At 71.2% G+C, this 23788-nt stretch carries 23 protein-coding genes; 15 read left to right on the top strand and 8 right to left on the bottom strand.

Annotation, left to right across the window (positions count from 1 at the left end; genetic code table 11):
• Positions 1 to 57 precede the first annotated feature (57 nt).
• A complete protein-coding gene (locus ACWIF2_RS28435) occupies positions 58 to 915 on the top strand; it encodes a DUF4429 domain-containing protein (RefSeq protein WP_454363661.1) in 858 nt (285 codons plus the stop codon).
• An 80-nt stretch (positions 916 to 995) separates the two neighbouring features.
• Here the strand turns inward: ACWIF2_RS28435 and ACWIF2_RS28430 are convergent, their stop codons facing one another.
• Together ACWIF2_RS28430 and ACWIF2_RS28425 are read right to left on the bottom strand one after the other, a co-directional pair.
• Positions 996 to 2009 carry an aldo/keto reductase gene (locus ACWIF2_RS28430; RefSeq protein WP_454363653.1) on the bottom strand — a complete coding sequence of 338 codons (1014 nt, stop codon included), beginning with the start codon at positions 2007 to 2009 and terminating at the stop codon, positions 996 to 998.
• Entirely contained in the window at positions 2006 to 2470 is a 465-nt protein-coding gene (locus ACWIF2_RS28425) for a MerR family transcriptional regulator (protein ID WP_454363652.1), read from the bottom strand. Before ACWIF2_RS28425 ends, ACWIF2_RS28430 begins: the two co-directional genes overlap by 4 nt.
• A gap of 98 nt (positions 2471 to 2568) precedes the next feature.
• On the opposite strand from ACWIF2_RS28425, the gene ACWIF2_RS28420 reads away from it, so the two are divergent.
• Complete coding sequence (locus ACWIF2_RS28420) at positions 2569 to 3039, top strand: GNAT family N-acetyltransferase (protein WP_454363651.1); 471 nt, start codon at positions 2569 to 2571, stop codon at positions 3037 to 3039.
• Between the two features lie 18 nt (positions 3040 to 3057).
• Positions 3058 to 3873, top strand: coding sequence for a serine hydrolase domain-containing protein (locus ACWIF2_RS28415; protein ID WP_454363650.1), 816 nt, complete (start codon positions 3058 to 3060; stop codon positions 3871 to 3873).
• Positions 3874 to 3883: 10 nt separating this feature from the next.
• On the opposite strand, the gene ACWIF2_RS28410 is transcribed toward ACWIF2_RS28415, so the two are convergent.
• The gene (locus ACWIF2_RS28410) at positions 3884 to 4534 is read right to left on the bottom strand and encodes a pirin family protein (RefSeq protein ID WP_454363660.1); all 651 of its coding nucleotides are present in this window, start codon (positions 4532 to 4534) and stop codon (positions 3884 to 3886) included.
• Between the two features lie 62 nt (positions 4535 to 4596).
• Here ACWIF2_RS28410 and fasR point away from each other — a divergent pair, with 62 nt between their 5' ends.
• The 5 genes from fasR to fabF all read left to right on the top strand — a co-directional run bounded on the left by fasR (position 4597) and on the right by fabF (position 9534).
• Positions 4597 to 5802 (top strand): fatty acid biosynthesis transcriptional regulator FasR, encoded by a 1206-nt coding sequence (gene fasR, locus ACWIF2_RS28405; protein WP_454363648.1) that lies wholly within the window; start codon positions 4597 to 4599, stop codon positions 5800 to 5802.
• Between the two features lie 89 nt (positions 5803 to 5891).
• Entirely contained in the window at positions 5892 to 6821 is a 930-nt protein-coding gene (locus ACWIF2_RS28400; RefSeq protein WP_454363646.1) for an ACP S-malonyltransferase, read from the top strand.
• 25 nt (positions 6822 to 6846) lie between these two features.
• Entirely contained in the window at positions 6847 to 7848 is a 1002-nt protein-coding gene (locus tag ACWIF2_RS28395) for a ketoacyl-ACP synthase III (protein WP_382493005.1), read from the top strand.
• Between the two features lie 80 nt (positions 7849 to 7928).
• Positions 7929 to 8177 (top strand): acyl carrier protein, encoded by a 249-nt coding sequence (locus tag ACWIF2_RS28390; protein ID WP_003989952.1) that lies wholly within the window; start codon positions 7929 to 7931, stop codon positions 8175 to 8177.
• An 85-nt stretch (positions 8178 to 8262) separates the two neighbouring features.
• On the top strand, positions 8263 to 9534 hold the full coding sequence (gene fabF / locus ACWIF2_RS28385) for a beta-ketoacyl-ACP synthase II (protein WP_382584623.1): 1272 nt from the start codon (positions 8263 to 8265) through the stop codon (positions 9532 to 9534).
• 161 nt (positions 9535 to 9695) lie between these two features.
• On the opposite strand, the gene ACWIF2_RS28380 is transcribed toward fabF, so the two are convergent.
• Entirely contained in the window at positions 9696 to 10190 is a 495-nt protein-coding gene (locus ACWIF2_RS28380; protein ID WP_454363643.1) for a DUF3145 domain-containing protein, read from the bottom strand.
• Between the two features lie 258 nt (positions 10191 to 10448).
• On the opposite strand from ACWIF2_RS28380, the gene ACWIF2_RS28375 reads away from it, so the two are divergent.
• Complete coding sequence (locus ACWIF2_RS28375) at positions 10449 to 11336, top strand: SGNH/GDSL hydrolase family protein (RefSeq protein WP_454363641.1); 888 nt, start codon at positions 10449 to 10451, stop codon at positions 11334 to 11336.
• A 28-nt stretch (positions 11337 to 11364) separates the two neighbouring features.
• Positions 11365 to 12336 (top strand): aldose epimerase family protein, encoded by a 972-nt coding sequence (locus ACWIF2_RS28370; protein WP_454363639.1) that lies wholly within the window; start codon positions 11365 to 11367, stop codon positions 12334 to 12336.
• Between the two features lie 81 nt (positions 12337 to 12417).
• Here the strand turns inward: ACWIF2_RS28370 and ACWIF2_RS28365 are convergent, their stop codons facing one another.
• Entirely contained in the window at positions 12418 to 14898 is a 2481-nt protein-coding gene (locus tag ACWIF2_RS28365; protein ID WP_454363637.1) for a beta-glucosidase H, read from the bottom strand.
• Positions 14899 to 14962: 64 nt separating this feature from the next.
• Between ACWIF2_RS28365 and ACWIF2_RS28360 the strand changes: the two genes are divergently transcribed.
• Positions 14963 to 15544 (top strand): TetR/AcrR family transcriptional regulator, encoded by a 582-nt coding sequence (locus ACWIF2_RS28360; RefSeq protein ID WP_454363635.1) that lies wholly within the window; start codon positions 14963 to 14965, stop codon positions 15542 to 15544.
• A 113-nt stretch (positions 15545 to 15657) separates the two neighbouring features.
• Complete coding sequence (locus tag ACWIF2_RS28355) at positions 15658 to 16890, top strand: pyroglutamyl peptidase (RefSeq protein ID WP_454363633.1); 1233 nt, start codon at positions 15658 to 15660, stop codon at positions 16888 to 16890.
• Here ACWIF2_RS28355 and ACWIF2_RS28350 read toward each other — a convergent pair.
• Entirely contained in the window at positions 16841 to 17680 is an 840-nt protein-coding gene (locus ACWIF2_RS28350) for an EI24 domain-containing protein (protein WP_454363631.1), read from the bottom strand. The two genes, ACWIF2_RS28355 and ACWIF2_RS28350, sit on opposite strands and share 50 nt — an antisense overlap.
• A gap of 142 nt (positions 17681 to 17822) precedes the next feature.
• On the opposite strand from ACWIF2_RS28350, the gene ACWIF2_RS28345 reads away from it, so the two are divergent.
• Positions 17823 to 20390: a M14 family zinc carboxypeptidase gene (locus ACWIF2_RS28345; RefSeq protein ID WP_454363629.1), complete on the top strand. Its 2568-nt coding sequence runs from the start codon at positions 17823 to 17825 to the stop codon at positions 20388 to 20390.
• Positions 20387 to 21532, top strand: a complete 1146-nt coding sequence (locus tag ACWIF2_RS28340) for a serine hydrolase domain-containing protein (RefSeq protein ID WP_454363627.1) — start codon at positions 20387 to 20389, stop codon at positions 21530 to 21532. Before ACWIF2_RS28345 ends, ACWIF2_RS28340 begins: the two co-directional genes overlap by 4 nt.
• Before the next feature lie 68 nt (positions 21533 to 21600).
• Here the strand turns inward: ACWIF2_RS28340 and ACWIF2_RS28335 are convergent, their stop codons facing one another.
• Positions 21601 to 22020 carry an organic hydroperoxide resistance protein gene (locus ACWIF2_RS28335; protein ID WP_454363625.1) on the bottom strand — a complete coding sequence of 140 codons (420 nt, stop codon included), beginning with the start codon at positions 22018 to 22020 and terminating at the stop codon, positions 21601 to 21603.
• Between the two features lie 95 nt (positions 22021 to 22115).
• Positions 22116 to 23138 (bottom strand): NADP-dependent oxidoreductase, encoded by a 1023-nt coding sequence (locus ACWIF2_RS28330; protein ID WP_454363623.1) that lies wholly within the window; start codon positions 23136 to 23138, stop codon positions 22116 to 22118.
• 102 nt (positions 23139 to 23240) lie between these two features.
• Here ACWIF2_RS28330 and ACWIF2_RS28325 point away from each other — a divergent pair, with 102 nt between their 5' ends.
• A complete protein-coding gene (locus ACWIF2_RS28325) occupies positions 23241 to 23681 on the top strand; it encodes a MarR family winged helix-turn-helix transcriptional regulator (RefSeq protein WP_454363621.1) in 441 nt (146 codons plus the stop codon).
• Positions 23682 to 23788 lie beyond the last annotated feature (107 nt).

Here is a 23788-nt window from a genome sequence, read left to right as displayed (position 1 = left end):
AGACGAAGAAATTGCGGTCTGCTCGGGAGGGGGACGGAGGAGCGTGTGCCGCATACGATGAGCCGCATGGGTGACGTACTGGCCGGATTTCATGCCGCCTGGGAGTTCGAGTCCGACTCCGTGCTCATCCGCTACGAACGGGGGATTCGAACACCTAAGCTCTTTCAGGCGCTCGGGGAACGCCGTGTGCCGCTGGACGCGATCGCCGGGGTGACGCTGACCCGCGGGAAGCGCGGCACGGTCGTGCTGCGCGTCGAGCCGCGGCCCGGCGCGGACCCCTTGATGGAGGCGGCCGCCGGGCAGCTCAAGGAGAGCGGCGATCCCTACCGGCTGGTGATGCCCGCGGAACGCGAGGTCCTCGCGGAGTACTACGCCGACGAACTGAGGGCGCTGCTGACGGAGTCCGGGCCTGCCGAGCGGTTTCTCGTGGAGCCGCCGAAGGGGCCGCTGTCGTTCAAGGCGTACGACGGGAAGGCCTCGTTCGACGGGCGGACCGTCAACTTCCGGTGGTTCTGGACGGGCGCGTCGTCGGCGAAGTGGAAGGCCGGCGACCAGAACTTCCCCGTCGGGGAACTGAACGGGGTCGAGTGGCGCTCGCCCGAGGTGTTCGAGGGGCATCTGCGGTTGCTGGGCCGGGACGCGGGGTCGGCTGCCGCTCAGGCCGACCAGGATCCCGCCGCGGTGGTGTTCGGGCTGGGGTACGGGCCGGTGCACGAGTCACTGCCGTTCGCTGCGGCGGTGTTGGCGGCGGTGCGGACGTCTCAGCCGGTGGCTGCGGTGTCCGCGGCCGGGCCGCGTCGTGATCCTGCGGATATCGCCGAGCGGATTCGGCATCTTGGGGAGTTGCATCAGGCCGGGCTGGTGACTGATGAGGAGTTCTCTGTGAAGAAGGCCGAGTTGTTGGCGGAGCTTTAGCGTCTGCCTGGATCGGTGCGTTGGCGGGCGCGGGTTCTGCGTGGTTGTTCGCGCAGTTCCCCGCGCCCCTTATGTCCGCTTCACTCCCGTCCGGCGGAAGTAAACGCCATGTCCGCGTACCTGTTGCCTGCCACCTTGGCCGCGATCGGGTCCAGGACGGCCAGTTCGTCGTCGGTGAGGACGATCCTGGTTGACGCCGTGTTCTCCTCCACCCTGGTCGGCTTGCGGGTGCCCGGGATCGGGATGACCGGGAGGCCGTGGACGGACGACTGCTGGTGGGCCCAGGCCAGGGCGATCTGGCCGACCGATGCGCCGTGGGCCTCGGCGACCGTGCGGATCGGCTCCAGCAGGGCTCCGTTGGCGGCGGCGTTGTCCCCGGTGAAGCGGGGCTGCTGGCGGCGGAAGTCGCCGGACGACAGATCCTCGGCGCTGGCGAAGGAGCCCGTGAGGAAGCCCCGGCCCAGGGGTGAGTACGCGACGAGGGTCACGCCCAGCTCACGCGCCGCCGGGACGACGTTCGTCTCGATGTCCCGGCTGAAGAGCGACCACTCCGACTGCACGGCGGCGATGGGGTGGACGGCGTGGGCGGCGTGGAGTTCGCCGGCCGTGACCTCGCTCAGACCGAGGTGCTTGACCTTGCCCTCGCGAACCAGTTCGGCCATGGTGCCGACGCTCTCCTCGATCGGCACGTTCACATCGCGCCGGTGCATGTAGTAGAGATCGATGACATCGACGTCCAGGCGCTTCAGGCTCGCCTCGACGGCCTGGCGGATGTAGGGCGGGTCGTTGCGGATGACCCGGCGTGTCGGGTCGTCCGGGGGGATGGACAGGGCGAACTTGGTCGCGATGACGAGTTCGTCGCGGTGGGCCTTGAAGAACGGCGAGAGGAACCGCTCGTTCTCGCCGGCGCCGTACGCGTCGGCCGTGTCGTAGAGGGTGACGCCGAGTTCCAGTGCCCGTTCCAGGGTCGCCCGGGAGGCGTCCGCGTCCGAGGGGCCGTAGCCGAAGTTCATGCCCATGCAGCCGAGGCCCTGGACGCCCACCTCGGGGCCGTCGTCGCCGAGCTTCGCCGTCGTGATCCTGCCGTCCGTCATCGGGACCTCTCCGACGCCAGGGCATGCCCGGCGTCCGCGTAGAAACTGATCTTCCGGTCGAGCACGGCGAGCGTGCCGCGGAGTTCGTCGATCCTGGCCAGGACGTCCTCGCGGGTCGTCTTGAGCAGCTCGAAGCGCTCGCCGTAGGTGTGGTCGCCCTCGCGCACCAGTTCCGCGTACCTGACCATGTCGGCGACCGGCATGCCCGTCAGGCGGAGCTTGCCTACGAGGTCGAGCCAGTCGAGATCGCGGTTGGTGTAGCGGCGCTGGCCGGTGTGGGACCGGTCGATGTGCGGCATCAGGCCGATGCGCTCGTACCAGCGCAGGGTGTGTGCCGTCAGGCCGGTGAAGGCGACGACCTCGCTGATCGTGTAGTGGTCCTCGCCGTCCGGGCGCCGGTCCTGCCGCGGCGGGCCTGCGCAGGTGTCGGTCCTGGTCCCCGTGGTCTCCATCACCGTCATGTCCCCAACGCTAGAACCTTGGAGCGCACTCCAAGCAAGCGCCGACGGTAAGAAATGGGCAGGACGTTTCTTGATCCGTCTGGTTAGCGTACCGACTCATGAGTTCTGTACGCCGTGCCCTGCCCGAGGACGCCGAGGAAGTCCTGCGGCTGCGCCAAATCATGATCGACTCGCTGTTCGCAAGCGACCCCTCCACCCGCTGGCACGGGGAGTCCCTCCCCACCCTGAAGACCAAACTGGGTGAATCGGGCGGGGACTTCGCGGCGTTCGTCGTGGACCACCCGGAGCGGCCCGGGGCGCTGGCGTCGCTGGTGGCCGGGACGATCGACTACCGCATCGGGAAGTCGGGCGATCCGCAGGGCAAGGTGGGCTTCGTGTTCAGCGTCGCCACCGACCCGGAGGCCCGGCGCCGCGGGTACGCACGCGCCTGCATGCAGACCCTGCTGGAGTGGTTCCGCACACACGGCGCCCGGCGCGTGCAGCTCACCGCCTCACCGGAGGCCGAGCCGCTGTACGTCTCCCTCGGCTTCCGCCCCAAGCCCGACCCCTTGCTGGAACTGACCCTGTGAGCGCATAGGCTCGAACGCATGTCGCTGAAGAGCCTCGCGTTGATCGAGAACTGGCCGGTTCCCACCGCTGCGGCGGGTGTCGTACGGGCGGACGGCAGTGTGCTCGGCACCCATGGGCCGGCCGGGCAGCGGTTTCCGCTCGCGTCGGTGACCAAGCCGCTCGCGGCGTACGCGGTGCTCGTCGCGTACGAGGAGGGGGCGGTCGAGCTCGACGAACCCGCAGGTCCGGCCGGGTCGACGGTCCGGCACCTGCTCGCGCACACCTCGGGCCTCGCCTTCGACGAGCACAAGGTCACGGCCCCGCCCGGGGAGCGGCGACTGTATTCGAACGCCGGTTTCGAGCAGTTGGGCGACCACATCGCGAAGGCGACCGAGATTCCCTTCGCGGAGTATCTGCGGCAGGCCGTGCTGGAGCCGCTGGGGATGACCTCGACGACCCTGGAGGGCTCTCCGGCCAAGGACGGGGTGTCCACGGTCGAGGACCTGCTGCGGTTCGCGGCCGAGGTGCAGGCACCGCGGCTGCTGGATCCCCGTACGGTCGCCGAGGCGATGACGGTGACCTACCCGGGCACCAAGGGCGTCCTGCCGGGGTACGGCCACCAGAACCCCAACGACTGGGGGCTCGGCTTCGAGATCCGCGACTCCAAGTCGCCGCACTGGACGGGGGCCTCGTCCTCACCGCGCACGTTCGGGCATTTCGGGCAGTCCGGTACGTTCCTGTGGATCGACCCCGACGCGCGTGCCGCGTGCGTCGCGCTGACGGACCGTGCGTTCGGACCCTGGGCGGTCGAGGCGTGGCCGGCGTTCACGGACACGGTGCTCGCGGAGCTCTAGACCGCGGGGCCTAGGACATTTCCCAGATCAGCAGCTCGGCGTCGGTCATACCCTCGGCCTCCAGGGCCTTGGCGTCCGTGACGCGGGCCGCGTCGCCCGCGCCCAGTTCCTCGCCGTCGAGGCGTACGTCACCCCGTACGACGTGCACATACGCGTGCGCCCCGTCCGGCACGGCCGTCCGCTCCCCCGCCGCGAGGCGCCTGACGTGCAGCATCGCGCCCGCCTCCGGGACGGCGTAGGGCGTCGAGTCGGCGATGCCGTGGACGACCTCGTAGTACGGGTCGCCGCCGGGCCTCAGCGGGGCCAGCCACATCTGCACGAAGGTCAGGGGGCCGGGGCCGTCGTTGCGCTCCACGTGACGTACCCCACCCGCCGAGCTGAGCCGCTGCACGTCCCCGTGGCGCACCACCGACTCGTGCCCGGTGGAGTCGCGGTGCGTCAGCTCGCCCTCCACGACCCAGGTCACGATCTCGGTGTGGCTGTGCGGGTGCTCGTCGAACCCGGCCCCCGGCGCCAACCGCTCCTCGTTACAGGCGATCACCGCGCCGAAACGAAGGTTGTCCGGGTCGTAGTGCGGCCCGAAGGAAAAGGCGTGCCAGGTCTCGATCCCCGCGGCGGGTTCCCCCCCGGGGTAGCGCTCATCAGCGCGCCGTACGTCCATCACGCGAACCACCGTAGACCCGCCGACGCACCTTCCCGTCCGGATAAGGCAGTCTTGTCCCCGTGCCCGAACCCGAAACCAGCAAGAACGCAGCCGCCACACACGACACCCATCCGCATGCCGCGACGCTGAAGCGGCTGGTGGAGTCGTCCGGGTCGCTCGCCGCGCAGGCCATCGCGCGGATGGACGAGACGCTGCCCTGGTACCGGGCCATGCCCCCGGAGAACCGTTCCTGGATCGGCCTGGTCGCGCAGGCGGGTATCGCCGCCTTCACCGAGTGGTTCCGGCAGCCGGACGCCCCGCAGGCCATCTCCACCGACGTGTTCGGAACCGCGCCGCGCGAGCTGACCCGGGCGATCACGCTGCGGCAGACCGTGGAGATGGTGCGCACCACCATCGAGGTCATGGAGAGCGCGATCGACGAGGTCGCGGCCCCCGGCGACGAGAGCGTGCTGCGCGAGGCACTGCTCGTCTACGCCCGGGAGATCGCCTTCGCCACCGCCCAGGTGTACGCGCAGGCCGCCGAGGCACGCGGTGCCTGGGACGCCCGGCTGGAGTCCCTGGTCGTGAACGCCGTGCTCAGCGGCGAGGCCGACGAGGGCGCCGTGTCACGCGCCGCCGCCCTCGGCTGGAACTCGCCCGAACACGTGTGCGTGGTACTCGGCACCGCACCCGACGGCGACTCCGAACTGACGGTCGAGGCCATCCGGCGCGCCGCCCGGCACGCCAAGCTCCAGGTGCTGACCGGCGTGCTCGGGGACCGGCTCGTGGTCATCGCGGGCGGCAGCGACAACCCCCTGGCCGTCGCCAAGTCGCTCATCGGCCCGTACGCGGCCGGCCCGGTCGTGGCGGGCCCGGTGGTGCCGGACCTGCTGGCCGCGACCCGGTCCGCGCAGGCCGCGGCGGCGGGGCTCAAAGCGGGTTCTGCCTGGCAGGACGCCCCGCGCCCGGTCCTGGCCGACGACCTGCTCCCGGAGCGCGCGATCGCCGGTGACCCCTCGGCCCGTGAGCAACTGGTGGAGGAGATCTACAGACCACTGGAGGAGGCCGGGGCCGCGCTCCTGGAGACCCTCAGCGTCTATCTCGAACAGGCGAGCAGTCTCGAAGGCGCCGCCCGCATGCTGTTCGTCCATCCCAACACCGTCCGCTACCGGCTTCGACGTGTGACTGACGTCACCGGATGGTCACCCTCCGATGTACGCTCTGCCTTCACGCTGCGGATCGCTCTGATCCTGGGGCGTCTGGTCGATGGAGATCTCCAGCCCTAAGGTTTTGTCGGAGCCCGACAAAACCCCCTCGTGTTCTTCGTCCCTGTCCCCACGGGCGGCCGTGCCCGTCCCCAAGAGAGAGTGTGAGAGTGCTCGTACTCGTCGCTCCCGGCCAGGGCGCCCAGACGCCCGGCTTCCTGTCCGCATGGCTCGACTTCCCCGGTGTCCGCGGTGCCCTTGAGGCATGGTCCGACGCCGTGGGCCTCGACCTGATCCGTTACGGCACCGAGGCCGACGCGGAGGAGATCCGCGACACCGCGGTGGCGCAGCCGCTGCTGGTCGCGGCCGGACTGGCGTCCGCGTACACGCTGTTCGACGACCCGGCCGAGCTGCCGCGCAAGGTCGGCGCCATCGCCGGGCACAGCGTCGGCGAGTTCACCGCCGCCTCGCTCGCCGGTGTGCTCCCGCACGAGGAGGCCGTCCGCCTCGTCCGCACCCGTGGGCTCGCCATGGCCGAGGCCGCCGCCGTCACCGAGACCGGCATGGCGGCCCTTCTCGGCGGCGACCCCGAAGTGACGGTTCCGCACCTGGAGAAGCTGGGCCTGACCCCGGCGAACATCAACGGCGCGGGCCAGATCGTCGCGGCCGGTACGAAGGAGCAGCTCGCCGCACTTGAGGCGGACAAGCCCGAGGGCGTGCGCAAGGTCGTCGCGCTGAAGGTCGCCGGCGCCTTCCACACGCACCACATGGCCCCCGCGGTCGACACGCTGGCGAAGGCCGCCGAGGCCCTGACGCCCGGCGACCCGCGGGTCACCTACGTCTCGAACAAGGACGGGCGGTCCGTCGCCGCCGGCACCGAGGTGCTGGACCGTCTGGTCGGTCAGGTCGCCAACCCGGTCCGCTGGGACCTGTGCATGGAGACCTTCAAGGAGCTCGGCGTCACGGCCCTGATCGAGGTGTGCCCCGGCGGTACCCTCACCGGCCTCGCCAAGCGTGCGCTGCCCGGCGTGAAGACGCTGGCCCTGAAGTCCCCCGCCGACCTCGACGCGGCTCGCGAGCTCATCGCCGAGCACGCCTGACCGCCGCCCCCAAGGAGCCGTCCGCATGGCGAAGATCAAGCCCAGCAAGGGCGCCCCGTACGCGCGCATCCTCGGTGTCGGCGGGTACCGCCCGACCAGGGTCGTGCCGAACGAGGTGATCCTCGAGACGATCGACTCGTCCGACGAGTGGATCCGCTCGCGCTCCGGCATCGAGACCCGGCACTGGGCGAACGACGAGGAGACCGTCGCCGCGATGTCGGTCGAGGCGTCCGGCAAGGCCATCGCCGACGCCGGGATCTCCGCCGAGCAGATCGGCGGCGTGATCGTCTCGACCGTCTCGCACTTCAAGCAGACCCCGGCCGTCGCCACCGAGATCGCCGACAAGCTCGGCACCGCGAAGGCCGCCGCCTTCGACATCTCGGCCGGCTGCGCGGGCTTCGGCTACGGCCTCACCCTCGCCAAGGGCATGATCGTCGAGGGCTCAGCCGAGTACGTCCTCGTCATCGGCGTGGAGCGCCTGAGCGACCTCACCGACCTGGAGGACCGGGCGACGGCCTTCCTGTTCGGCGACGGTGCCGGCGCGGTCGTCGTGGGCCCGGCCCAGGAGCCGGCCATCGGCCCCACGGTCTGGGGCTCCGAGGGCGACAAGTCCGAGACGATCAAGCAGACCGTGCCGTGGACGGACTACCGTTCCGGCGAGGTCGCCAAGTTCCCCGCCATCACGCAGGAGGGCCAGGCGGTGTTCCGCTGGGCCGTGTTCGAGATGGCGAAGGTCGCCAAGGAGGCGCTGGACGCCGCCGGCATCTCCGCTGACGACCTGGACGTCTTCATTCCGCACCAGGCCAACGAGCGGATCATCGACTCGATGGTGAAGACACTCAAGCTGCCGGAGTCCGTCACGGTCGCGCGTGACGTACGCACCACCGGCAACACCTCGGCCGCCTCGATCCCGCTCGCGATGGAGCGGCTCCTGGCGACCGGTGAGGCGAAGAGCGGCGACACCGCGCTCGTCATCGGCTTCGGGGCGGGTCTCGTCTACGCCGCGACTGTCGTTACCCTCCCCTAGGCACTCCGTGCCGGATCATGCGGTCCGGCACGAAGGAAACACCTGCCACACCCTCTGGATATCTACGAAGGAGCGCCAACATGGCCGCCACTCAGGAAGAGATCGTCGCCGGTCTCGCCGAGATCGTGAACGAGATCGCCGGCATCCCGGTTGAGGACGTCCAGCTGGACAAGTCCTTCACCGACGACCTGGACGTCGACTCGCTGTCCATGGTCGAGGTCGTCGTCGCCGCCGAAGAGCGCTTCGACGTCAAGATCCCGGACGAGGACGTCAAGAACCTCAAGACCGTCGGCGACGCGACCGACTACATCCTCAAGCACCAGGGCTGATCGTCCGACCAGGCCCTGGGCCTACTGCCCCGCCACCCGGCGGTGGCGCCGCTTAATCCTCGTATCCGTTGGAGAAAGAATTCCCGTGAGCCCGACCAATCGCACCGTGGTCGTCACCGGTATCGGCGCAACCACACCGCTGGGTGGCGACGCAGCCTCTACCTGGGAGGGCCTGATCGCCGGACGTTCCGGCGTCAAGCCCCTGGAGCAGGAGTGGGCCGCCGAGCAGGCGGTCCGTATCGCGGCCCCGGTCGCCGTGGAGCCGACCGAGGTCATCCCCCGGCCGCAGGCCCGCCGCCTGGACCGCTCGGCGCAGTTCGCGCTGATCGCGGCCAAGGAGGCGTGGGCCGACGCCGGTTTCGAAGCGAGCGCCGACGAGGACCCGAACGTCGACCCGGACCGGCTCGGCGCGGTCATCGCCTCCGGCATCGGCGGCGTGACGACTCTGCTCGACCAGTACGACGTGCTGAAGGAGAAGGGCGTCCGCCGCGTCTCCCCGCACACCGTTCCGATGCTGATGCCCAACAGCCCGTCGGCCAACGTGGGGTTGGCCGTGGGTGCCCGGGCCGGCGTGCACACGCCGGTGTCCGCCTGCGCCTCGGGCGCGGAGGCCATCGGCTACGCCATCGAGATGATCCGCACGGGCCGCGCCGACGTCGTCGTCGCGGGTGGCACGGAGGCGGCGATCCACCCGCTGCCGATCGCCGCGTTCGGCAACATGATGGCGATGTCCAAGAACAACGACGACCCGCAGGGTGCGTCGCGTCCCTACGACGTGGCCCGCGACGGCTTCGTCCTCGGTGAGGGCGCCGGTGTCGTCGTCCTGGAGTCCGCCGAGCACGCCGCGAAGCGCGGTGCCCGGGTGTACGCCGAGGCGGTCGGCCAGGGCATCTCGGCCGACGCGCACGACATCGTGCAGCCGGAGCCGGAGGGGCGGGGCATCTCGCAGGCCCTGCAGAACCTGCTGGAGCGCAACGAACTGGACCCGGCGGAGATCGTGCACGTCAACGCGCACGCCACGTCGACGCCGGCCGGTGACATCGCCGAGTTGAAGGCGCTGCGGAAGGTGTTCGGTGACGACGCCGACCACTTCGCGGTGTCCGCGACGAAGTCGATGACCGGGCATCTGCTGGGTGGTGCGGGTGGTGTCGAGACGGTGGCGACGGTGCTGGCGCTGTACCACCGGGTGGCTCCGCCGACCATCAATGTCGAGAACCTGGATCCGGAGGCCGAGGCGAACGCGGACGTGGTTCGTGGTGAGGCTCGGAAGCTGCCGGTTGATGGGCGGATCGCCGCGTTGAACGACTCGTTCGGGTTCGGTGGGCACAATGTTGTGCTGGCGTTTCGGACGGTTTGATCGCTGAGCGTTTGAATGGCCCGAACTCCCTGGGTGGGGGGTTCGGGCCATTCGCCGTTTTGGTGTCCGTGGTGTGCCGAGTGCGGGCCGGTGGGGGTTGTTCGCGCCCACGCGGCGGAGCCGCAAATCGAAACAGCCCCGCGCCCCTAAAAGAAAGGCGTCTACACCACCTGGTGGAGCCAGCGGACCGGGGCGCCTTCGCCTGCGTAGCGGAAGGGTTCCAGTTCGTCGTCCCAGGGCTTGCCGAGGAGTTTGTTGAGTTCGGCTTCCAGGTCGGTCTCGCCACGCTGGGAGCGTTGCAGGGCCGCGCGCAGGCGGTCCTCGGGGATGAGGATGTCGCCGTGGATGCCGGTGACGGCGTGGAAGATGCCCAGGTCGGGGGTGCAGCTGTAGCGCTCGCCCTCGGCGGTGGGGCAGGGCTCGGCCGTCACCTCGAAGCGCAGCAGCTGCCAGCCCCGCAGGGCGGAGGCGAGCTTCGACGCCGTGCCCGCCTGGCCCTGCCAGGAGAACTCCGAGCGCCAGGTGCCCGGCGCGGCGGGCTGGCGGATCCAGTCCAGGTTGACGCGTGTGCCGAGCACCCCGGCGATGGCCCACTCGACGTGCGGGCACAGCGCGCGCGGCGCGGAGTGCATGTACAGAACCCCACGTGTCGTCACCGGAACCTCCGGGCAGAGCGGACCATCTTTGAACGGGCGGAACGGCTGTGACCGGGCGGGTCACGTTGATGGCGAGGCTACCGTGCGGTGGCGCAAGGAGTGTGACGTACGGTCGGTCCAGGTGCCGGGAAACGCCCGCCATTCACCCAGGGGGACGCTTGTACGGGTGTGAGCCGTTGCACCTGATCGGTCGGGAACCCTCGTGCGTTGTAAATGGGTGGGGAGACAGCCATGGCGCGGCGAGGGGATGGAACAGGCATGCGGAAGCGAAGCCACCGGTCACGGATCGTTGCCGCCGTGGCCGTGGCGACTGCCCTGGGTGTCACGGGATGTGACGCCGTGGGAGGCAATTCCCCCGCCCCGTCAGCCAGCGCCAAGCCGTCGCCCAGGCCCACGCCCCTGTGGGACCGCAGCCCGAGTTCCGTCGCGGCCGTCGGTGACTCCATCACGCGTGGTTTCGACGCCTGTGACGTGCTGCAGGACTGCCCGGAGGCGTCCTGGGCGACCGGCGCCAGCCCTCAGGTCGACTCTCTCGCCGTCCGGCTGCTCGGGCGGGCCAAGGCCGCCGAGCGGAGCTGGAACTACGCCGTGACGGGGGCCCGGATGGCCGATCTGCCCGGGCAGATGACCCAGGCGGTGCGACGGAAGCCGCAGCTGGTGACAGTGATGGCCGGTGCGAACGACGCCTGCCGGTCCTCCCCGGCGGCGATGACCCCGGTCTCCGCCTTCCGCAGCGACTTCGAGGACGCGCTGCGCACTCTGCGCGAAGCCCTGCCCAAGGCACAGGTGTTCGTGGCGAGCGTGCCGAACCTGAAGCGGCTGTGGTCGCAGGGCCGCAACAGCCCGTTGGGCAAGCAGGTGTGGCAGCTGGGTATCTGCCCGTCGATGCTGGGTGACGCGGACGCCCTGGACTCGGCGGCGACCCTGCGGCGGGACACGGTGCAGAAGCGGGTGGAGGACTACAACAAGGTCCTGAAGGAGGTCTGCGCCGAGGACAAGCGGTGCCGGTACGACGGAAACGCGGTGTACGACTACCGCTTCGGCACGGCTCAGTTGAGCCGCTGGGACTACTTCCACCCCAGCGTGAACGGGCAGGCCCGGTTGGCGGAGATCGCATACCGGACCGTCACGGCGAAGGACCGCTGACCGATGGCCCTGCCCTAGAGTTCCGCACATGAACGAACTCTTCGGCACACTTTCCGACGGCACACCGGTGCACCGCTGGACCCTGGAGCGGGCGGGCGTACGGGTGCGGGTGCTGTCGTACGGCGGGATCGTGCAGTCCGTCGAGGTGCCGGACCGGGAGGGCCGGGCCGGGAACGTGGTGCTGGGGTTCCCGGATCTCGAGGGCTATCTCGCCCACCCAGGGCCCTACCTCGGGGCCCTGATCGGGCGGTACGCCAACCGGATCGCCGGGGGCCGGTTCCCGCTGGACGGGCGAACATACGCCCTGGAACCGAACAACGGGCCGAACTCGCTGCACGGTGGGGCGCACGGCTTCGACAAGAGGGTGTGGGACGCGGCCCCGGTCGAGCACGGTGTGCGGCTCAGCCGGATCAGTCCGCACGGCGAAGAGGGGTTCCCGGGGCGGCTGGAGGTCTCGGCGACGTACACGCTGCGGGAGAGCGGCGCGCTGCGGATCGCCTACGAGGCCGTCACGGACGCGCCGACCGTGGTGAACCTGACGAACCACAGCTACTTCAACCTGGGCGGTTCCGGCGACGCGGGCGGCCATGAACTGCGGCTGGCCGCCTCCCGGTACACGCCCGTGGGCGAGGATCTGATCCCGGCCGGCGGCCCGGAGGACGTGACCGGTACGCGCTTCGACTTCCGGGAGGCCCGCAAGGTCGGCTCCGGCTACGACCACAACTTCGTGCTCGACAAGGGCGTGGCGGACGTCCCGGTGGAGGTCGCCAAGCTGCACGACCCGGCGTCCGGGCGGGTGCTGACGGTGGCGACGACCGAGCCCGGACTCCAGCTGTACACCGCCGACCACCTGGGCGAGCCCTTCGCGCCCGGCGACGGCATCGCGCTGGAGACCCAGCACTTCCCCGACTCCCCGAACCGGCCGGACTTCCCGACCACGGTGCTGCGGCCGGGCGAGGTGTTCCGCTCGGAGACGGTGTACGGGTTCGGCACCCGCTGAGTCCCGGGCCCGGGGACCCACGAGCCCCGGTCCAGGGGTCAGGTCCCGGACCGGGGCTGCTCAGTGGGGAACTTGTCCCGGTCAGACGTTAATCGTCGCGGTGATCCTGCGGTCGGCGATCGAGCGCGCCACCTGGATCTCGTACGAACCCTTCACAAACGACCACGAGGCGTTCGTCTCGTCCCAGCTCTCGAAGGCGCGGCGCGGCAGTTCGACGGTCGCCTCGGCGGTCTCGCCGGGTGCGGCCTCCACGCTCGCGAAGCCGGCCAGCCAGCGCGCCGGACGGGTGGGGTCGGGCTCGCTCGGGGCGAGGTAGAGCTGGACGACCTCGCGGCCCGGGCGGTCGCCGGTGTTGCGGAGGCGGACCTTCGCGGTGGTCCCTTCGGCGCTCCCGGCGACCTCGACCGACTCGTAGGTCCACTCGGTGTAGCCGAGGCCGTGGCCGAAGGGGTAGGCGGGGGTGCGGCCCTGCCGCTCCCAGGCGCGGTAGCCGATGAAGACGCCTTCGTCGTAGGGGAGTTCGCCGTCCGCCGGGACGACCTGGGTGACGGGGGCGTCGGTCAGGGAGCCCCAGGTGGTGGGCAGGCGGCCGCCGGGCTCCCGGTCGCCGGTGAGCACGTCCGCGAGGGCCGCGCCGCCCTCCTGGCCGGGGAACCAGCTCAGGAGCACGGCGGCGACGTCGTCGCGCCACGGCAGTTCCACCGGGGAGCCGGAGTTGACGACCACGACGGTGTTCGGGTTGGCGGCGGCGACGGCGCGGACCAGGTCGTCCTGGCGGCCGGGCAGGCGCAGGTCCCTGCGGTCGAAGCCCTCGGACTCGACACGGTCGGTGGTGGCGACCACGACGACGGCCGTGTCGGCGGCGCGGGCGGCAGCGGCGGCCTCGGCGATCAGCTCGTCGGGGTCGTGCTGCGGGTCCTGGTGGGCGAGGGTGAAGCCGATGACCCGCATGGGGTGGCCGTCGGGCGGCGGGACGGTGTAGGTGAGGGAGACCTCGACCGGTTCGCCCGCGGTGAGTTCGACGCGTGCGTGGGGCACCGGGGCGCCGAAGAAGGCGGCGAAGGGGTCGCCGTCCTCGGCGGGGCGCTGGACGTCGTCGAAGTACACGGTGCCCGCGACGGTCAGCCTGAAGGGGCCGAGACCCTTGAAGCCGAAGGTGTGCGTGCCGGTCTCGCGCGGGGTGAAGGTGCCGGTCAGTTCGACGCTGTGCAGGGTGTCGTGGGTGACGCCGTCGGGCAGGTCGGCGCCCATCCACATGATGTGGCCGCTGGGGGCCGAGCGGGTGCCGATGACGGTGCCGTCGCTGTCGCGGCAGACCGCGCGCAGTTCGAAGCCCGGGTCGGCGACGGGGAGTTCGGTGTTCGGGTCGGCGCCGAGGGCGTAGGTGAGACCGCCGTCGGGGAGGGCGGCGGTGAGGCCTTCGAGCGGGGAGACGGTCCGGGCGGGGAAGACCGTGGCGGAGCCGCCGCCGAGGACGCGGGCGTCGCGGGCGGCGGCGCCGATCAGGGCGACCCGGCCGGGCTTCAGCGGCAGCGCGCCCCTCTCGTTGCGGACGAGGACGAAGGAGCGGCGGGCGATCTCGCGGGCGAGCGCCTCGCCGTCGACGGTCGCGGGCGGTTCGGTGACGACCGGTTCGGCGCCGTCCAGGATGCCGACCCGGGCGGCGAGGCGCAGGACGCGGCGGACGGCCTCGTCGACCTGGGCCTCGTCGGCCTCGCCGTCCCGCACGGCCTGTGCGAGGGCCTCGCCGTAGACAGTCCGCGGGCCGGGCATCGCGATGTCCAGGCCGCCGGCGAGGGCGCCGGTGGTGGAGCGGGCGGCCGTCCAGTCGGAGACGTTGATCCCGTCGAAGCCCCACTCGCCGCGCAGCACTTCGTTGACGAGGTAGTGGTGCTCGGTCATGGTCGTGCCGTTGACGGTGTTGTAGGCGGTCATGATGCCCCAGGGGTGGGCGTTCTCGACGATCGCCTCGAAGGGGGCCAGATACAGCTCGCGCAGGGCGCGTTCGCTCACCAGGTTGTTCACCGTGAGGCGGTCGGTCTCGGCGTCGTTGGCGACGAAGTGCTTGACGGTGGTGCCGACGCCGCCGGACTGGACGCCCCGGACGTACTCGGTGCCGATCCGGCCCGTCAGGTACGGGTCCTCGCTGTAGGCCTCGAAGTGGCGGCCGCCCAGCGGGGAGCGGTGCAGGTTGACGGTGGGGGCGAGCAGGACGTGGACGCCCTTGCGGCGGGCCTCCTGGGCCAGCAGCACGCCCGCCCGGTGCGCGAGGCCGGGGTCCCAGGTGGCGGCGAGGGCGGTCGGTGAGGGCAGCGCGACGGAGGGGTCGTCGGCGCTCCACTGCACCCCGCGGACGCCGATCGGGCCGTCGGACATCACCAGCGAGGCCAGACCGGCCTGTGGCAGCGCGGGCAGGCTCCACAAGTCCTGTCCGGCCAGCAGCCGTGCCTTGGCGTCCAGGTCGAGCTTGCCGAGGGCCGCCTCGACCGCCGCCTCACGCCGTACTTCCGCTGTCTCCGTCACGCCGGCACCTCCACGTCGAAAGCCGCTGGATGCCGACATCGTGCCCGCGTTACCTGTGATGCGGTAGGTTTCGTTATCTTCTCGAAACAATCGGTCGTTCGTCATGTCGTACGGTGACGCCATGACGGCCAGGGCACGGAGCGGGGAACGGCGCGCGGAGATCGTGCGGGCCGCTCTCGAGGTGATCGCCGAGCGCGGCTACCGCGGAGCGAGCCTGGCCGCGGTCGCCGAGCGGGTGGGGCTCACCCAGCAGGGGCTGCTGCACCACTTCCCGACGAAGGAGGCGCTGCTGGTCGCGGTGCTCCAGGAGCGGGACCGCTGGGACGCGATGCCCGCCGGGCGGCTCCGGCTGGACCTGCTGGCCTCGCTGGTCGAGTACAACGCGATGCGGCCCGCCATCATCCAGACCTTCTCGGCGCTGCTCGGCGAGAGCGTCACGGAGGACCATCCGGCCCGCGCCTACTTCACGGAGCGCTACGTCGGGGTCCGCGCCGGCATGGCCGAGGTGCTGCGCGCCGAGTACGGCGACCGCCTGCCGAGCGGCCTCACCCCCGAGCGGGCCGCGCCGCTGCTCGTGGCGATCCTGGACGGCCTGCAGTACCAGTGGCTGCTGGACCCGGAGTCGGTGGACATGCCGTCGGCGTTCCGGGACTTCCTGACGCTGCTGGGCGAGAGCGGCGACTGAGCGCCAACTCCCGGCTCCGCCCATGGCGTAGATCACTCCAGTCACGCGATACTGCGGCCGTCCGGCACCACGCCACCGCACCACCCCCACCGTGACGGAAGGCCTGAACCTCCTTGAACTCCATACGTGTTCGCCTCGGCGTCCTCGGTCTCGCCCTGCTGACCGGCCTCACCACCCCCACGACCGCGAGCGCCGCAGAGACGGCCCCCGCTCCCACCATCGAGGAGCAGCGGCTCGGGAAAGCGGTCCCGCAGGAGATCCTGCGCCGCTCCGGGTTCGACACGGTGGCCCCGCGGCTGGCCCGGGCGCTGGACGCGGCCCGTTCGTACGGGGAGGCCCGCAGGGCCGTCGCGGCCGAGGGGGCGCAGCTGTGGCGCCGTGCGGTGGACCGGGCGCAGGGGCGTGGGCCGGCGGGCGGTGACCTCAGCCGGGACGACGACCGGCCGCTGTACTGGGCGCGGCTGGGCATGACGCGTGAAGTGCGCACCTGGGAGCCTGAGTTCGGCCTGACGGACGGACAGCGGGCCGCGCTGCTCGACGAACTGGAGCGCACCTCACGCGGCCAGACGGCCGTGAGCTACCCGCACGGCAAGGGCCTGAAGCGGATCCTGCTCACCGGCTTCGACCCGTTCACCCTGGACCGGGACATCCGGATCTCCAACCCGTCCGGCGCCACCGCGCTCGCCCTCGACGGCACGGTGATCGAGACGGCGGACGGCCCGGCCCGGATCGAGACGGCCGTGTTCCCGGTGCGCTGGCAGGACTTCACGGACGGGACGGTGGAGCGGACGCTGCGGCCGTATCTGCCGAAGGTCGACCTCTTCACCACGGTCAGCCAGGGCCGGGTCGGGCGGTTCGACATCGAGCGGACCAACGGGGCCTGGCGGGGCGGCTTCGGAGACAACGACAACATCGGCCGTACCGAGACCGTCCCCGTCACCGACCCGGGCTCGCAGCCGCAGTGGACGACGACCACACTGCCGTACGCCGCGATCGTCGCGGCGAACACCGGCCGCTTCCCCGTGTACGACAACACCAGCGTCACCGAGATCCCGGCGGGCGGCACCGAGCCCGTCGTACGCCCGAACGGGCCGACCCCCGGTTCCACCGCTCGCGCGGGCGGCGGCGGGGACTACCTCTCCAACGAGATCGCCTACCGGGCGACGCTGCTGCGGGACCGGCTGGGGCTGCACGACCGGCTGCCGGGCGGGCATGTGCACACGCCCGTGCTCCAGTTCGGCTCCGGGAACACCAGCGAGGTCACCGACCCGGAGTTCGTGCGGAACCGGCTGGACATCATCGCCCAGGTGCGGGCCATCCTGAAGGCGGCTGCGGAAGAGCGCTGACGTCCCCGTGGCCCTCGGCGGAGCCACCCGCGCGGCCCTCATCGATCTCCTCGCCCAGCAGTTCACGCGCCATGAGGGTGGCGCCCGCGACCGCGCCCGGCATCAGGAACACCGCGACGACCGGCACCAGGAAGGCCACGGCCAGGGGTGTGCCGAAGCCCCAGACCAGGGTCTTGCGGGAGCGGAGCAGCGTGAGGCGGGTGCGCAGGTCGACGCCGCGGCGCTGGAGGGCGACGGCGGTCAATTCCTCGGTCAGGAAGAAGCCGGTGACGAAGAACCCGAGCACCGGTACGGCCGTCTGGCCGACGACCGGGATGAAGCCGCAGGCGAACAGCAGCACACCCCACAGGGCGGCCCGCACCACGATGCGGAGGCTGTCGCGCGCGGAGATCCACAGCTCGCGCCAGAGCGGCAGGCCCGACTCGGGGGCGTGGCCGTCCGGGGACACGTCCCGGTCGACCTTCTCGGAGAGGTTCTCGTAGAAGGGCTGCCCGATCAGCAGCGTCACCGCGGTGAACGTCACGACGGCGAGGAGCAGGGCGAGGGCGAACAGCACGGCGGTCAGGAAGCCGCGGAAGAGGCCGAGCCACGGGCTCGACCAGTCGTCGGCGAACGGTGTCGCCCAGGTGACGGCGTCCTGGCCCCACAGCGCCAGCGCGACCAGCGCCGCCGCGTACAGGACCAGGGTGATCAGGCCCGGGAGCAGCCCGAAGCCGTACTGCTTGCCGTGCCGGGCCACCCATCGCTGGCCCTTCAGCAGGTACTGGAAGCCCACCCCGAGATCGCGCATGGGAAAACCCTATCGGGCAGGCCCGAACGCACTCCGCAGGGGCCATCCGGGTCATCGGTGACACCAACGCACTCTTGTTGCCGTTGAGTCGAACCGGTACACCTCGCCGTACCGATCTCAGGAAGCCCCGGAGGAGGTACGCGTGCGCACCACGAGAACCGTTCCTGCGAGACCTGTACTGATCGTCACCCTCAGCCTCGCGACGGCGGGCTTACCCCTGCTCACCCCCCACACCGCCGGCGCGGACCCGAAGCCCGTCACCCGGGAGGGCGCCGCCGTCGACGACCGTGCGGCCCGGGCACCCGCGAGCGCCGCCAGACGTGCCCTGACCGCCGAGGCCTCCACCGGCACCACCGGCCGCGGCTACCCCCGCCGCCAGGTCCTCTCCCCCGACCCGGCGAACCCCGGCGACAAGTCCCTGAAGCTGGGTCTCACCCCGTACCACGCGATCGCCCCGAAGCTGAACGCCCTGCAACGCCTGGGGGACCGCGTCAGTGTGGAGGTGACCGGCCGCTCGGCCGGCGGCCACCGCCTCTACCTGGTCACCGTCACCGCCCCGGAGACCACCCGCCAGGCCCGCGCCCAGGAGCGGATGCGCGAACTGATCGAGAACGCGCCCGCGACCGCCGCGAAGTCCCGCGAGATCAAGCGCGCGTACAAGGCCCCGGTCTTCGTCAACAGCAACATCCACGGCAACGAGTGGGAGGGCACGGACGCCTCCCTGAAGGTCATCGAGCAGCTCGCGACGGCCAAGGACGCGAAGACCCGCGACCTCCTCGCGCACAGCCGGCTGTACTTCAACATCACGGCCAACCCGGACGGCCGTATCGCCGGCACCCGCGCCAACGCGAACGGCTTCGACCTGAACCGCGACTTCGTCACGGCCTCCCAGCCCGAGACCCGCGCGATGCGGCAGATCGAGCTGGACAAGCAGCCGGCCGTCCTGCTCGACCTGCACGGCTACGTCAACGGCACGCTCATCGAGCCCACCACTCCCCCGCACGGCGAGAACTACGAGTACGACCTCTTCCTGAAGAACTCCTACGCCAACGCCCTCGGCATGGAGTCGGCGGTCAACGCCCTCGGCTACACGCCCGCGAAGGACGGCGTGGAACCGGCCCAGATCCCGTTCCGCGACCAAGAGGAGGGCTGGGACGACTGGCCGCCGATCTTCACGCCGCAGTACGCGGCCTTCCACGGCACGGTGGCCGCCCACACGGTGGAGATCCCGCTGGCCGTGAACAACGAGGAGTACGACACCCTCCCCGTCCCGGAGCTGCGCCGCCGCTCGGCGGTCAACACGGCCGTGGCGGGCGCGGCCGTCCGCGCGACCCTGAACCACGTCCGCGAGCACCGCACCACCCTCGTCGCCGACCAGATCGAGACCTTCCGCCGGGGCGCGGCCGGCGCCCCGCAGGTGCCGGTCTCACCGAAGACGGTCCCCGGCGTCCCCGGCATCGGCCCGGAGGACGTCTACACGACCGACTTCCCGCGCGCCTACGTCATCCCGCCCGGCGGCTCGCGCACCCAGCGCTCGGCCCCGGCCGCCGCCCGCCTGGTCGACCACCTCCTCGCCAACGACGTCCGCGTCACCCGAGCCACCCGCCCGTTCCGCCTCTCGGGCCGGACCTACCCCGAGGGCTCGTACGTCGTCGATCTGCGCCAGCCCAAGCGCGGCATGGCGAACGTCCTGCTGGCCGACGGCCGGGACATCAGCGACAAGGTGTCGGTGATGTACGACATCTCCGGCTGGAGCCTGGGCCGGCTGTGGGGCGCCACGGTCGAGCGGGTGACCTCGGGCAGCCTGCGGGGCGCGCCCCTGCGCCCCGTCACCGAGGCCGCGCCCGTCGCCCAGGTGCCCGCGCACGGCAGCCTCCGCCTGCGCCTGACGGACCCGCGCGAGATCGCGGCCCTCAACTCCCTCCTCGGGCAGGGCGTCCGGGTCCGGCAGGCGGCGGACGGCAGCGCCATCGTCCCGGCGTCGGCACGCCGCGAGGTGCTCGCCGCCGCCCGCACGCACGACGTCTCCTTCACGGCCACGCGGCTCAAGGGCGAGACGCCCCTGCACCGCCTGCGCGTCGCCGCCGCCGTCACCCCGGGTGAGCTGTTCGCCCTGCGGGAGATGGGCTTCGACGTCACACCGGTCTCGACGGAGGTCCTGAACGCGGGCTTCGACTGGTCCGGCACGGACGTGCTGTTCGTCTCCGCCGGCCTGGACCACGCCGCCCTCACGGCTCCCGCCCGCAAGGCCCTGGACGCCTTCCTCGACGAACACGGCCTGGTCGGCCGGGGCGCGACAGGAGCGGCCCTGAACACGGCGGCGGACCTGCTGGCCGTCAAGCCGGTCGAGGGCAACCCGGACGCCAACGGCGTCGTACGCACGACGAACAAGGGCCGCATCACGCACGACGCCCCCGCCCACACCTTCGTCTACGCCCCGCTCTGGTTCACCGACCTCGGCCCGGGTGTGCGCGAGGAGCAGTCGTACGCGACCGGGAACCCGCTCGTCTCCGGGCACTGGCGCCCCCTCCGGGACGGCACCGGCGGCCCCGCGGCGGCAGCGGGACAGGCCTCGGTGGTCAGCGGCGGCAGGACGGTCCTGTTCGGCACCGAACCCCTCTTCCGGGACCACCCGAAGGGGGAATTCCCGCAGGTGGCGAGGGCATTGTTCACAGTGGCACACAGCGGTTCAGATGAGGAGAACGGATGACGCAAGAGATCCACGGCACCGTAGCCGACGGCTTCGAGGGGGTGCGCGAGGAGTTCGCCGCGTTCGTGGCCGGGGAACGGCCCGACTACGAGGGCCAGCTGTGCGCCTACGTGCGGGGCCGGAAGGTCGTGGACCTGTGGGCGGGGACCGAGGCGGACGCCCTCTACGGCGTGTTCTCGTCCACGAAGGGCGCCGCCTGCCTGGTCGTGGCTCTCCTCGTCCAGGACGGCACGCTCGAACTGGACCGCAAAGTGACGTACTACTGGCCGGAGTTCGCGGCCGAGGGCAAGGGCGAGCTGACCCTGCGGGATCTGCTCGCGCACCGGGCGGGCGTGGTCGGCACGGACACCGGCTTCAGCCTGGCGGAGCTGGCCGACGACCGCCAGCTCGCCGAACGCCTCGCCGACCAGCGGCCGTTCTGGCGCCCCGGCACGGCGTTCGGCTATCACGCGCTGGTCGGCGGCGCCCTGACCGGCGAGGTCGTGCGCCGCGCGACGGGCCGCACGCTCCAGGAGGTCTACCAGGAGCGTGTCCGGACCCCGTACGGCCTGGATTTCCACCTCGGCCTGCCCGCCCCTCAGGAATCCCGCTTCCGCACCACCCAGCCGATGGCCCCGACCCCGGAACAGCAGGCCCTCCTCGACGTCGCGCCGACCGGCCCGCACACGCTCGCCTCGATCGCCTTCAACGGTCACGCGAGCGAACCGACCGATCTGGCCTCGCTGCCCAACATGCCGCTGATCCGTGCCAAGGGCCCGGCGTCGGTGGGCGGAGTGGCGTCGGCTCGGGGTCTGGCCGGGATGTACGCGGCGGCGATCAGCGGGGTGGGCGAGCAGGCGCCGCTGCTGAAGCCGGACACGGTGGCGGAGTTCGGCCAGTTCCACTCGGTCGGCTACGACCTGGTGGCACGTGCCCACAAGTCGTTCGGCCTCGGCTTCCAGACGACGGCTGACACGTGGCACCCGTTCCTCGGCGCCGGGACGATCGGGCACAGCGGCGCCAGCGGCTCGCAGTCCTTCGCCGACCCGTGGAGCGGCCTCGCCTACGGCTACACCCGCCGCCGTTTCGCGTTTCCCGGCGGGGCCGCCCCCGAGAACAACCGCCTGGCACAGGCGATCCACCGAGCGGCACTCGCCGCCTGACCCCGGGCACGGACGGAGGCCGCACCCCACGTCCAAGGGCGCGGCCTCCGCCTACGCAACGACTGTGGTCAGACCAGCGTCACGGTGATGTTCCCGCGAGTCGCCTTCGAGTACGGGCACACCTCGTGCGCCTTCTCGACGAGCGCCCGAGCGGCACCCGGCTCCACCTTCGGCAGATCAGCCGAGATCTCGACGATGATCCCGAACCCGTCCCCGTTCTTGCCCAGGCCCACCCTGGCGGTGACGGTCGAACCGGTGAGGTCGGCACCGGTCTCACGGGCGACGACACCGAGGGCCCCCTGGAAGCAGGCGCTGTACCCGGCGGCGAACAGCTGCTCGGGATTGGTGCCGGCGCCACTGCCTCCCATGGCCTGCGGCGGATTGACGACGACATCGAGCCGGCCGTCATCGGTGGCCACCCGCCCGTCGCGCCCGTTCTCGGCGGTGGCGACGGCGGTGTACAGGACGTCGGACTGCTGGATCGGCATGCGGTTGTGTTCCTTCTCTTCGTCCGCCGCGGCTCGCGCCCGGGCCGAGCGGATTCGGAAAAAACTTACCGCATGCCGAAAATCAACAGAAGGCGTCAGAGCTTGACGATCATCTTCCCGGTGTTCTCACCGCGCAGCACGCCCAGGAACGCCTCGAGGTTGTTCTCGATGCCCTCGACGACGGTCTCGCGGTACTTCAGCTCGCCGGAGGCGACCCAGGGGGCGACCTCGCGCACGAACTCCGGCTGCAGGTCGTAGTGGTCCCCGACCAGGAAGCCCTCGATCCGGCCGCGGGTCGCGATCAGACGGGCGAGGTTCCTCGGGCCCGGGGCGGGCTCGGTGTTGTTGTAGACGGAGATCATGCCGCAGACGGCGATCCGGCCGCCCTGGTTGAGGGAGCCGATGGCCGCCTCCAGGTGGTCACCGCCGACGTTGTCGAAGTAGACGTCGATCCCGTCCGGGGCGGCGGCACGCAGCTGCTCGCTCACCGGCCCGTCCTTGTAGTTGAAGGCCGCGTCGAAGCCGTACTCCTCGATGAGGAGCTTCACCTTCTCGTCGGACCCGGCGGACCCGATGACCCGCGAGGCACCCTTCAGCTTGGCGATCTGCCCGACCTGGCCGCCCACGGCTCCGGCGGCACCGGACACGAAGACGGTGTCGCCCTCCTTGAAGGCGGCGGTGCGCAGCAGCCCCGCGTAGGCCGTGAGGCCGGTCATGCCCAGCACACCGAGGTACGTCGACAGCGGCGCGGCATCCGGGTCCACCTTGACGGCGTTCTTCGCGGCCACGACGGCGTACTCACGCCACCCGAGGAAGTGCAGTACGTGATCCCCGACGGCCAGCCCGTCGACGTTGGAGGCCACGACCTCGCCGACGGCACCGCCCTGCATGACCTTGCCCAGCTCGAACGGTGCGACGTAGGACTTCGCGTCACTCATGCGGCCACGCATGTACGGGTCCACGGAGAGGTACTTGTTCCGCACGAGGACCTGCCCCTCGCCCGGCTGCGGGACCTCCGCCTCGACGAAGGCGAAGTCCTCGGGCTTCGGCCAGCCGACGGGACGGCTCGCCAGGTGCCACTCGCGGCTGACGGCGGGGAGGGTGGGGGTGTCGGTCATGATGCGCCTGTCCTCACTGGCTCGATGCGGATGTTTCAGTAACTGAAACAACCATGCTCCTGGAAATTTCATGTTGTCAAATAAACGGGTACCCTCGATGTCATGGTTTCCACCACACCGACCCCTGACTCCCGCCCCGACGCGCTGACCCTCGAGGTCGTCGAGCTCATCGGGGAGGTCGTGGCCCGGTTCCACGAGGACTACGAGGAGGCGGCGGCGGAACACTCCCTCACCGGGGCGCAGGCGCGGCTGCTGAACCTGCTGTGCCTCGAACCGCTGCCCATGCGGAGGCTTGCCCAGCGGCTGAAGTGCGAGCCGTCCAACGTCACGGGGATCGTGGACCGGCTGGAGGCGCGGGGGCTGGTGGAACGGCAGCCGGATCCCGCGGACCGGAGGGTGAAGGTGGCGGCGGCGACGGCTGAGGGGCGGCGGGTGGCCCGGAGTCTGCGGGAGTCCCTGCGGTTCGCTCGGGAGCCGTTGGCGGGGCTCTCCGAGGGGGAGAGGGTGGCGTTGCGTGATGCGCTGAGGGGGATGCTGGGGTGAGGTCGGGGTGGTGCCGGGTGTTGCGGGGTGCTCGGCGTTGGTGCTGGGGCGAGGTGGGTCCGCAACCCGGCGGAGCGGGGTGCCGCTGCGCCCACCCGTGCCGCCCT

The sequence above is a fragment of the Streptomyces sp. NPDC055506 genome (assembly GCF_053643595.1).
This window is presented reverse-complemented; position numbering and strand designations above follow the sequence as displayed.